Origin of the sequence: Lysinibacillus sp. NPDC093712, from assembly GCF_050280025.1 — a bacterium.
Classification (GTDB): Bacteria; Bacillota; Bacilli; order Bacillales_A; family Planococcaceae; genus Lysinibacillus.
Map to the genome: position 1 here is coordinate 47,952 of NZ_JBNNUU010000014.1, position 10,612 is coordinate 58,563.

Below are 10,612 nucleotides of genomic sequence, written 5' to 3' on the forward strand. Positions count from 1 at the left end.
ATAATCAATCAAAAAAGGTTGCCTCTATTGAGACAACCCCGCAATTATTGGCACTTACTCACTATGATAAGCATTATAAATTTCTCGTTTTGCTACTTGACGTAGTTTTGCAACTTCTTTAATTGCTTCCTTAGAAGTAACGTCTGTTTCAGCAATAATATAATCGACGTGTTCCACAACACTCATATCTTTCCAATATGCCTCTTCTTGCTTGTCCTCTTCTGCGTTTTGATTTCCTTCTAAAACAATGCAAAATTCCCCTCGAATTTCTTCGGTTTGTGACCACTCAACCGCTTCCGTTAAGGTACCACGAAGGAATTCCTCAAATTTCTTTGTCAGCTCACGTGCTAGCACAATACGACGATCACCAACAATTAATTCCATATCCTTTAACGTTTCCTTTAAACGATGTGGCGCTTCGTAAAATAAGATAGTTTCTTGTCGATTTTTTAATTGCTCCAATTGCTGTCGTCTCTCTTTTTTTCCCCGGTTTAAAAAACCGTAAAAGAAAAATGGCTGTGGTGTTAATCCTGACGCAATTAAAGCCGATATTGCTGCATTGGCACCTGGTATTGGTACTACCGCAATTCCTTCAGCGATTGCCTTCACGACAATATCTGCTCCAGGATCAGAAATACAAGGTAGACCAGCATCACTAACTAATGCTACCGTTTTCCCTTCTCGCAAAAAGCCTAATAGCTTCTCTCCCCCAGCATCAATATTATGTTCATGGTAACTCACAAGTGGTGTATCAATTTCAAAATAGTTACAAAGCTTCTTTGTATTACGTGTATCTTCAGCAGCGATCACATCCGCTTCTTTTAATATACGAAGTGCACGTACACTCATATCCTCTAAATTTCCAATTGGTGTTGCCACAAGATATAAGTATCCTTGTTGAGTGTGCATCGTACTTTTTTGTGATTTCACGATTTATCCCTCCCTATATATTTGGTTTTTTGCGTCCGTGTTAACTGCTTAAAAGCATATTCTGCTCGCATCGCTTCTTGTTTTGTGTCGAAAGCTTCGACATATATACATTCTACAGGTCCCCTTGCCTTTGTATATTTAGCACCTTTACCTGCATTATGTGCGGCAACACGCTTGTCTATATTATTTGTATAACCTGCATAGTACGACTTGTCTGCACATTCTAATACATAGAAGAAATGGCTATTCGTTTTTTCCATAGAGCATTTCTCTCACTTCTGCTGTATATTCATTGTTTGCATCATAGACATACAGTGGGGGTAATATTTTCAAATCTGGTTTACCATCCTTTATTCCTTCTATTAATAAGGTATTGGCTTCTTTCCCCGCTTTCGGATAAATTAGCTGCATTCGTTTTGGTTCTAATCGATTGGCCCGCATCGCAGTGACAATATCTAAAAGGCGGCCAGGTCGATGAACAAATGCTGCTTTTCCACCTTGCTTTAATAATTTACTTGCAGACTGAACCGCTTCATCGAGTGTTAAATGTAGTTCGTGTCGTGCAATAGCATGATGTTCACTTAAATTTTTATCACTCGCTTCATGAGCTAAGAAATATGGCGGGTTACAAGTTACCACATCATATTTTTCCACTCCTAATTGTGATGGAATTTCCTTTACATCCCCAAGGACCATTTGGATTTGTTCCTCTAAGTTATTATAACGAATACTTCGCTCTGCCATATCAAATAAACGTGGTTGTATTTCTACACCTGTAATTTGTCCTTTCGTTCTGGCACTTAAAAATAGTGGTATGACACCGTTACCCGAGCACAAGTCAACAATTTTTCCTTTATAATAAGGTACATTGACAAATTTCGAAAGTAGCACTGCATCCAATGAAAAAGAAAAGACAGATGGGCTTTGAATAATACGTAATTCCTCTGCCAACAAATAATCTAGCCTTTCATCATCCTTTAACCAATTTTCCACGAACCTTCCTCCTACTATACAAAACAAAAGACTGACACCACCGAAGCGGGAATCAGTCTTCTATTACACATTTTGCTTATTTAAAAATGATAGACAAAACAGACAGTCTTCACCTTTACGTGAACTCCCAAAATGAACATGACAAACGTGGAAGCCCTCCTGGTATAGACGTGCTAAGTTATCATATCCCTCGCCAATATCTAATGGAATCTCTTTCTTCTCATCTGCAGCCTGTACGGTGTTCTCTTTAGAAAGTAGTTCTTCTAGACGTGAACGAAGGTGATGATTTTCTGTTTCGAGTGCCTTATGTTCTTCCATCATTAACGCTACAAATTGCTTCAATGCACCAAATTGCTCCTGCATTGCTTCGAGCTGTTGTTCGAACTCCATAACGGTATCTAAGAAATTACGGTCCTTCACCCAAGCCACCTCGTTAAATTCTCTATCTTATATAAGATTTTTTTCGCATGCCAGCAGTTCTTCTAGTGTATACTCAACCGTGCGCTCCTGCTCTTGTAAATATACTTGAATAATTCTTTCCAGCACATTTAAACCTACAACTCTTCCGCGGCCATCTGGTGTCATTGTCATTTCACCAACATCTGGCATACCTTCTTTTGCTTCTTCATACTCATCGTTTTCATACTTTAAACAGCACATTAAACGACCACACAACCCAGATATTTTTGATGGGTTTAAAGATAAATTCTGATCTTTTGCCATTTTGATAGACACTGGATCAAAATCACCTAAAAATGTTGAACAGCATAGCATTCGGCCACATGGACCGATACCACCTAATAATTTTGCTTCATCTCGTACACCAATTTGGCGTAGCTCGATACGCGTTCTAAAAACAGAGGCTAAATCTTTTACTAAATCCCTAAAATCGACCCGACCTTCTGCTGTAAAATAAAAAATTATTTTATTACGATCAAATGTATATTCAACATCAACAAGTTTCATCTCTAGTTTGTGTTCTATGATTTTTGCACTTGCTAGCTCAAATGCCCGCTTTGACTCGATTGCGTTTTCTTCAACTTGAATACGATCCCGTTCATCTGCTGGTCGTAGTACTTGTTTAAGTGGCAATACGACATCATTTTCCCCTACTACTTTTTGAGGGACAACTACCTTACCATATTCTACACCGCGAGCTGTCTCTACAATGACATATTGACTGTCTTCTAGTAGAAATGATGCTGGATCGAAATAATATATTTTACCCGCTTTTTTAAAGCGGATTCCTACTACGTTATACAAATGTATATCCCTCCTGCAGATTAAGCATTAGCTGCTCCATCATTAACGTCCTATTCATGTTACGCTGTAAAGATGCGCGCGCCTGTAAAATAGCCTCCATTTGACTAGATAGGCGTTCGAAAGTCGAATGTAACGCAGCTTCTTTAAAAGTCTGTAACATGTCTGGATAAGTACAAGCTGCTTCGGGATTAGCTTTTATTGACACTATATCACGGTAAGCAAATAGTAGTAAATCCAATGCTTGCTCCATTTCGCCTTTTTCCTTAAATAGTGGCAACCATTCCTCATGCACAACAATCATTGCTTCATGTACATTTTGGTGAATTGCCTCTACTAATTTTAACACTGTTTTTCGAGCCTGTGCAAACTGCTCATCTTTTGCTAAAAAAATAGCTGTTTCGAGCTCGTTCGTCATCATGCTAACTGTAGAAGCCATGGAGTGGGGAATTTCATTTTCTTGCAAATGCTTTAACAATAATTGTCTAGGCATTTTTTGAAATTTAATATGCTGACAGCGCGAACGAATTGTAGGTAATATCGATTGCATCTGCTCTGTTAACAAAATAGCCGTAACTTCCCCATCCGGTTCCTCTAAAAACTTTAAAATCATGTTAGCTGATGCTATATTGAGGCGGTCTGCATGATGGAGTACGTAAATTTTCCGTCCTTGCTCTACACCCATCATCTTCATCTCAGCAATGAGATCACGTATTTGATCAATTTTAATAAATTGACCTTCTGGATAAATTTGATGAATATTCGGATGATTCCCCGAATCTACACGTCTGCAATTTCGACATGTTTCACATGGAACATTTTTTTGTGGATGTTCACATAGCATTAATTTTACAAAAAAACGCATAATATCCACTTTTCCTGTCCCTTTTTCGCCATCAAAAATGTATGCATGGGCTAATCTATTTTTGTCAAAAATCGTTTGAAGCTGCTTCATTACGACTGGCTGTAGTGTGAAAAGCTCTTCAACATTCTTCGCCATTTCTTATTAAATTCCTTCCTATATCAATAAAGCCTTTTAGACTTGTACAAGTAAATTTATTTCAGTAGAAATACATTCCACCAATTTTAATATTTAAAACCCTACTGAATCAATTTGAAAAAAGCCCGCGCCTACAAGTGAACAAGACACGGGTTTTACATATATAAATTAATTAATAGACCTTTAATCTCTCCAATTTTATCGAGAAGGTCAATCGCTTCTTTTTCTTCGTCTAAAATATCTTGTGCAAGTTCCACAAGGCGACTATCAATTGTTTCAATAATCTTTAATCGTCTTCCCTCACCAAAGCGATTCCATGTATGTGATTGTTTTAATTCCATTCCATGTTCTACAGTTTCCTGTAAAAAACGCTTCACAAGCATTTTAAAACGAGCAAGCTCTCGTAAGTTCCGGGATCTTGCAACACGGTCACCAGCAGTAGAAATATCCCCCAACAATCGTGTTAATTGTTCAGTTTGCAATTTTGAACCTTGCTTAACGACCATATCACCGAATCGGTTGTTTTGATTATTATTTTGAAGAGGCTCTGTACGATTAGTATTTAACCCGACACGTAAATCTTGATTGATCTTCAAGCTGCTTTCGCCCCCAATTGCTATCTTATAAAATTCATCTTTATTTGTGAATTCGTACTGTCTGCTTGGCAATTCTTACTGAACAACATCATTATCTTTTATACCGTTAAAAATGGTGAAATTGTTCAATCGGTAAAACAAATACAGTAGCGCCCCCTACCTCTACCTCCACTGGATATGGTATATAGGAATCTGCATTACCACCTAATGGCGAAACAGGTGCAACCAACTGTTCACGCGCTCGACAATTATCACGGATAATATCTAAAACTTTGGGTATGAGAGAGTCTTCTGTTCCAATTAAGAACGTCGTATTACCAGAGCGTAAAAAACCCCCTGTACTCGCTAATTTTGTTGCGCGAAACTGATTTTTCGTTAAAGCATTCGATAAGCGGCTACTATCCTGATCTTGTACCACAGCTACGACTAACTTCATTCGCACTCACCCCTTTTATATAATTGGCCTTGATAGAATTTATTCAAAAACAGCAACTTCAATTAAAACAAAAGCACAAAATTAATTAGGCTTTCGTATTAATACCATGAAGTATAAATTGAGCTAGAGAAATTCACTACTTTATTTTATCATTGATTTGTGTAACCGATGATAATTAGTTAAATTGCATTCTTCTATAGGAAAGGTCCTCTTCTATCCGATGCAGTTCATCTGTCACCGTATGTTACCATTATATCACAAAATGGTAGCCGACTTCATGTTTTTACTGTATTGCTTCGTACAATATTGCCCATACATCTTCAACTACACGCTCAATACTTTGGTCTGCATTGACAACATTTATGCGTTCTGGATAACGTTTTACTAATTGTAAATATCCTTCACGCACCTTTTGATGAAAAGCCAGACTTTCAACATCAAGACGGTTCACTTCTCGGTCACCATGTGCATGAATACGTGCTAAACCAACCTCTGGAGAAATATCAAATAGAATTGTTAAGTCCGGTAATTTCTTCCCTATTGCAAATTCATTAATGGAAAGTACCTCATCTACACCAATGCCACGTGCATATCCTTGGTAAGCTAATGATGAATCGATAAATCGGTCACAAATTACCATTCTTCCAGCATCTAAAGCAGGTCGTACTTTTTCAAAGTAATGCTGACTTCTAGCTGCCGCATATAATAATGCTTCTGTACGCTCATCCATTGCTGTATGCTCCGGATTTAAAATGATTGTACGAATCTTTTCAGCGATTTCAATGCCACCAGGTTCTCTCGTTGCTAAAACATCTATATTTTCTAGTGATAACCGTTCAGCGATTTTTTTAATAACGGTTGTTTTGCCAGCACCTTCTGGACCTTCGAATGTAATAAATAAATTGCACTTCATGCTGTTATTGCCTCCAACTATTTAATGACCTCAATCATTTTTTCTTCTAATCGGTGATTTCCTTGGAAAGTTGCACCTGTTGCAAGTAATTCCTCTAGTTGACTTAGTTTAGCCACTGTAATTTTTTCACCTGGAACAAGTAATGGTATACCAGGAGGGTAAGGAATAATCATACTTGCAGCCGTACGTCCCATCGTTCGCATATAGGGTAGCCATTCCTTCTTCATATTCGCTATTTCATCGAACGAATACATAGGTTCTGTAATAGCTACAAAATTGTAAGCAGTTTGGGAAACAGCTTGTATTTCTGTTTTTTCAGTGTTTAATAATGCTGTAACAGCATCTTTAATGCGAACGCGTATATCTGCAAACGGGTAACTATACCCTTGCTTTAAAAGTGGCAATACAAGTAATACTTGGTGTGCATCTGCAAGCTCGGCATAGACATGCTTAGCTTCTAATGCTTCTTGTAATTGATAACCACTATAACCTTTGACTCGGAGCAATAACTTTATAGGATCATCTACTTCAATTACTTCAAGTGAGCCAATTGCACGTAATGCTTCAGCCCATTGATTTTTTTTCTCTATTATATATGCGCCATCACTCTCCATATATGTCTGTATATAATAGCGTGCATCATCTAAAGAAGCTAACAATACATACGATGGACTGCTGGATTGTAACATGCGCAAATAGTGATGAATGCTATCAACACTCACTAATTCTGAGTTCACATGCATAAAAGAAGCCATTGTCATAGCTGGCAACGTTTTGTGTGCTGACTGTACAACAACATCTGCACCAAAGGTCAATGCTGATGGCTGAAATAAAGAACAGGCACTAAAATGAGCACCATGAGCCTCATCTACCAAAACGGGTATTTTTTTTTCATGACAATATGCCACTTGCTGCGAAATTTCTTTCGATGTCACACCGTAATATGTGGGGTACGTTAATACAACGGCCTTTGCCTCTGGATAACAATCTACTGCCTGTTTTAAATCGTGATAAGAGACATGTGTTGCTGTTAATGTTCGATCATCCCATTGCGGAGAAACATATACTGCCTTTGCTCCAACTAGCTCAATTGCGTGAAATATAGACTTATGTGCATTACGTTGTACGATAATCGTATCGCCTCTTTTACATGTAGCATAAATCATAGCTAGATTTCCTACCGTAGAGCCACCTACTAAAAAAAAGCTTTTCATCACGCCATATGTATCAGCCAGTAAATTTTCTGCCTCTAAAATCATCTCTTCAGGGTAATGCAAGTCATCTAGTCCCGTTAATTCTGTCACATCGTAACGCATGACATCTTTAAAGGCTTGTGGTAGATGTGACAATTCACCATGTTTATGTCCTGGTACATGAAAAGATATATTTTGTTGTTGTCGAAAATGCTCTAAACCTTCTACAATTGGCTTTTTCTTTTGCAAAACAAGACACCCTTTTCCGTTTATTATCCTTTAATTATACGGGATTATGGCAGGATAAAAAAGCTATCCTACAAAATAGGATAGCTTAGCTTGTCGACAAAAGGGATTAAGAATAGAAATCTTAATCCCTTTTGTTATTTTTATTAAAAAAATGGGTTGGAATATCAGCGACTTTGATTAATTCCACTACTTCATAGATTTCCTTTAGTTCATAAATTACTTGCACTTTGATTTGATTGGTCTTACTTTCGTCTTGCCATATTCTTCGAGCATCCCCTCTCTATGAAGCTATTTGCCATGTCCAAGTAGCCATTATAGTAGACTGCTAGCAATACATATAAAGTTGATTGGAGTGGAGGGCGGGCGACTCCTGCTCAGAACGCACAGTACCTAAGACGCAACAAACCGCGCGTTAGCGAGGGTTGCGGCTTACGATGTGCCCGCGGAAAGCGACCGCCCGTAGCGGAAATCAACGACAGTAGTCACCCCCTATATTAGTTTTAAATAAAAATGACTATAGACAAATTCGAAAAACTTCGAGTTTGTCTATAGTCTGAGCTATCCTACAAAATAGGATAGCTTAAGATTTAAGGTGTAGAAAATAACCTAAATAGCGAACGTGCTGCTTCACCGATTTAAGACAGTAAATAATTTTAGTTACTGAATTGGCATAAAGGCAACTTGCCAAATACCGTTTTCATTTTTCACCATTTGATAGCCCATGTCACTTTCATTGTTTTTAAAAAGGATGGCTCCCCCATTATCGGACAATTCTTTAAATGTCCCATTTTTCATCGCTTTCGCCATTTCTAATGCCCAAGATCTATTTCTCTCTGCCTCTATTTGTGTATGTTGACGCATATGTTCTGCCTCGCTCCATCTTGTATAGTCTTCTCGAGTTGTATATAGGCGATACACGGTTTGTTCATCTGCTAAAAACTTCGCATATAACTGAACACGGGCTATCGTCAATGGATTTACATCACGGAATATTTCCGTATCGTTTTGTTCTCTAAAAGCATCATATAACGCTCTTTCCGTTTCGGTCCATTCATTAGACATCTCTACTGCTTCATAACCTAACACTTTCCCTATAATTTGAGAATCCGTAATTTTCGTCATTATTCCGTGTCCCCAATTATCTGCTGCTACAAAATATTCGTCTGCATTAAGGGTCAATTCATCCATATTCCAGAAAAAATATTTACGAATTTCATTTTCATCAAAAGTCGCACCATCCTCTTTCAGCTTGTCGATATATGCTTCAAACACATCGAAGCCCATTTGTGTGGCAAAACCATAGTATATATCTAGGGGTATTGTATTTACTATTATCGTTCCATCATGAATGGCAATCTTTTCTCCAGGTAATCCTACAATACGTGCTATCGTCTTTGTTCCATCTTCGGCATTTACATAAACAACGTCGCCACTATTTAGTTTTTCAATATTTGGCTCAACTACAATCGGATAAGAAGTATATTCGTTGTTACCCCGATTCATTGCATTACTTGTATACTGGACCTTATATTGTTGTCCCGACATATTACCTAGCACAGGGACCTTATCATCAATGTCTGTGTACGACCATTCTATGGAATTCATACGTTGCATTGAACCATCAATATATTCGTAAACAACACGTGCTACAGGTTGCTTGCTAAAGGCGAACCAAAACATCCCAGAATTGGATACCTCCAATATCTTTGCTTCCTGTTGTCCAACTATAACTTTCTTTAAACCGTTGCTTCTCTCTGCACCACAATATAAATAAGGTGCCTGTCTAGAGTTTAAATAATGCACAGTTACATCTTCTGTACCAAATCCATTCGTACAGTTGTCTTGGAAAACCCATTCGCTATCTTTATAAATTAAATATGTAGCGTGTACTAGCAAATCCGAATCCGTCTGTACTTTATAAACAACAAGAGCATCTTCCTTTTGCAACACATTCATTTCTTCATAAAGCACTTCATCTGCACCACTTTCCTGTAACCATAATGCTAATGAATCTTCTTTAGATAGCTTTGAATCAAACAAGATAATCACTGCTAGCAATACGATAAGAAAAACCGAGCCACTCATTATAAGAGGATACTGCCATGAACGTTTATGACTAGTATTTCTTCTAGCTTTTATTTCTTGCATGATTCGTTTCTCATTTGCCTCCGAAAATCTAGATTCATCACTAAATAACTTATCAAATTCATGCTTTATTTTATTCATGCCGTAACACCTCCCATTCTGCTTCATCTAGCCTCTGTTTTAGCATCTCCCTTGCACGTCTCAATCTTGTTTTAATTGTATTCTCCGATAGATTCAGTAACTCTCCAATCGCCGCAGTGGTCAGTTCTTCATAATAAAACAAGATAATTACTTCACGGTACTTCACAGATAACTGTAGAACACTTTTAGCAATATCCAGCTTCTCTAAACGTTGTAACATCTCACTATCTATTGAGCACTTTTCTGCATCGATTTGATTTAACCAGTAGTTAGAAATTATTTGTCTTCTACTTTTCCAGCTACGTAAATAATCATGACATCGATTGATTGTTATTTTAGCTAAGTAAGTTTTTAATGTAGCACGTTCCTCAAATTGATGATGTGTTTCGAAAAACTTTATAAAGACATCCTGTACAATATCTTCAGCCGTAGCCCAATCCTTAACATATAAATACGATAATCTCATTAAATAGTCTCCATATGTATGCATAATTTCCTTCATATTTTGTGCTTCATACTGCTCCATAAAATCCCCCCTTCTATTATGTTTGAATTACTAAATATAAATTTTACTCAATAGACGGATACAAATTAGGTATAGTTTCATTTTCTTTTTATGTAAATTTTTAAATAATAGTAAGTGCTCAATTACTGTTCATGATTGGGTTTTTTACTTTAGCAAAAACAAAAAAACATCGAAGATTTCTCTTCGATGTTTTGAATGCCTAGCGATGTCCTACTCTCACAGGGGGAAGCCCCCAACTACCATCGGCGCTAAAGAGCTTAACTTCCGTGTTCGGTATGGGAACGGGTGTG

12 protein-coding genes and 1 rRNA gene are annotated in these 10,612 nt (G+C 37.5%); all 13 read right to left on the reverse strand.

What is annotated here, in order from left to right; genetic code table 11:
• Positions 1–54: 54 nt before the first annotated feature.
• Positions 55–930 carry a 16S rRNA (cytidine(1402)-2'-O)-methyltransferase gene (rsmI, locus tag ACQKNX_RS24880; RefSeq protein ID WP_427431231.1) on the reverse strand — a complete coding sequence of 292 codons (876 nt, stop codon included), beginning with the start codon at positions 928–930 and terminating at the stop codon, positions 55–57.
• Positions 927–1,190 carry a GIY-YIG nuclease family protein gene (locus ACQKNX_RS24885; RefSeq protein ID WP_340821460.1) on the reverse strand — a complete coding sequence of 88 codons (264 nt, stop codon included), beginning with the start codon at positions 1,188–1,190 and terminating at the stop codon, positions 927–929. Before ACQKNX_RS24885 ends, rsmI begins: the two co-directional genes overlap by 4 nt.
• On the reverse strand, positions 1,174–1,923 hold the full coding sequence (locus tag ACQKNX_RS24890) for a tRNA1(Val) (adenine(37)-N6)-methyltransferase (protein WP_427431232.1): 750 nt from the start codon (positions 1,921–1,923) through the stop codon (positions 1,174–1,176). The genes ACQKNX_RS24885 and ACQKNX_RS24890 overlap by 17 nt, the downstream gene beginning before the upstream one ends.
• A 63-nt stretch (positions 1,924–1,986) precedes the next feature.
• Complete coding sequence (gene yabA, locus ACQKNX_RS24895) at positions 1,987–2,343, reverse strand: DNA replication initiation control protein YabA (RefSeq protein WP_427431233.1); 357 nt, start codon at positions 2,341–2,343, stop codon at positions 1,987–1,989.
• A gap of 27 nt (positions 2,344–2,370) precedes the next feature.
• Positions 2,371–3,186, reverse strand: a complete 816-nt coding sequence (locus tag ACQKNX_RS24900; protein ID WP_401014895.1) for a PSP1 domain-containing protein — start codon at positions 3,184–3,186, stop codon at positions 2,371–2,373.
• Positions 3,179–4,183, reverse strand: coding sequence for a DNA polymerase III subunit delta' (holB, locus tag ACQKNX_RS24905; protein WP_427431234.1), 1,005 nt, complete (start codon positions 4,181–4,183; stop codon positions 3,179–3,181). Before holB ends, ACQKNX_RS24900 begins: the two co-directional genes overlap by 8 nt.
• Before the next feature lie 155 nt (positions 4,184–4,338).
• A complete protein-coding gene (locus tag ACQKNX_RS24910) occupies positions 4,339–4,779 on the reverse strand; it encodes a YaaR family protein (RefSeq protein WP_427431235.1) in 441 nt (146 codons plus the stop codon).
• Between the two features lie 106 nt (positions 4,780–4,885).
• The gene (locus tag ACQKNX_RS24915; protein WP_024362572.1) at positions 4,886–5,215 is read right to left on the reverse strand and encodes a cyclic-di-AMP receptor; all 330 of its coding nucleotides are present in this window, start codon (positions 5,213–5,215) and stop codon (positions 4,886–4,888) included.
• Between the two features lie 283 nt (positions 5,216–5,498).
• On the reverse strand, positions 5,499–6,128 hold the full coding sequence (gene tmk, locus ACQKNX_RS24920) for a dTMP kinase (RefSeq protein WP_427431236.1): 630 nt from the start codon (positions 6,126–6,128) through the stop codon (positions 5,499–5,501).
• Between the two features lie 17 nt (positions 6,129–6,145).
• The gene (locus tag ACQKNX_RS24925; protein ID WP_427431237.1) at positions 6,146–7,570 is read right to left on the reverse strand and encodes an aminotransferase class I/II-fold pyridoxal phosphate-dependent enzyme; all 1,425 of its coding nucleotides are present in this window, start codon (positions 7,568–7,570) and stop codon (positions 6,146–6,148) included.
• Positions 7,571–8,227: 657 nt separating this feature from the next.
• The gene (locus ACQKNX_RS24930) at positions 8,228–9,796 is read right to left on the reverse strand and encodes a S26 family signal peptidase (protein WP_427431238.1); all 1,569 of its coding nucleotides are present in this window, start codon (positions 9,794–9,796) and stop codon (positions 8,228–8,230) included.
• Positions 9,789–10,322: a sigma-70 family RNA polymerase sigma factor gene (locus tag ACQKNX_RS24935; RefSeq protein WP_427431239.1), complete on the reverse strand. Its 534-nt coding sequence runs from the start codon at positions 10,320–10,322 to the stop codon at positions 9,789–9,791. Before ACQKNX_RS24935 ends, ACQKNX_RS24930 begins: the two co-directional genes overlap by 8 nt.
• Positions 10,323–10,519: 197 nt before the next feature.
• A 5S ribosomal RNA gene (rrf, locus tag ACQKNX_RS24940) occupies positions 10,520–10,612 on the reverse strand; the annotation flags it as partial.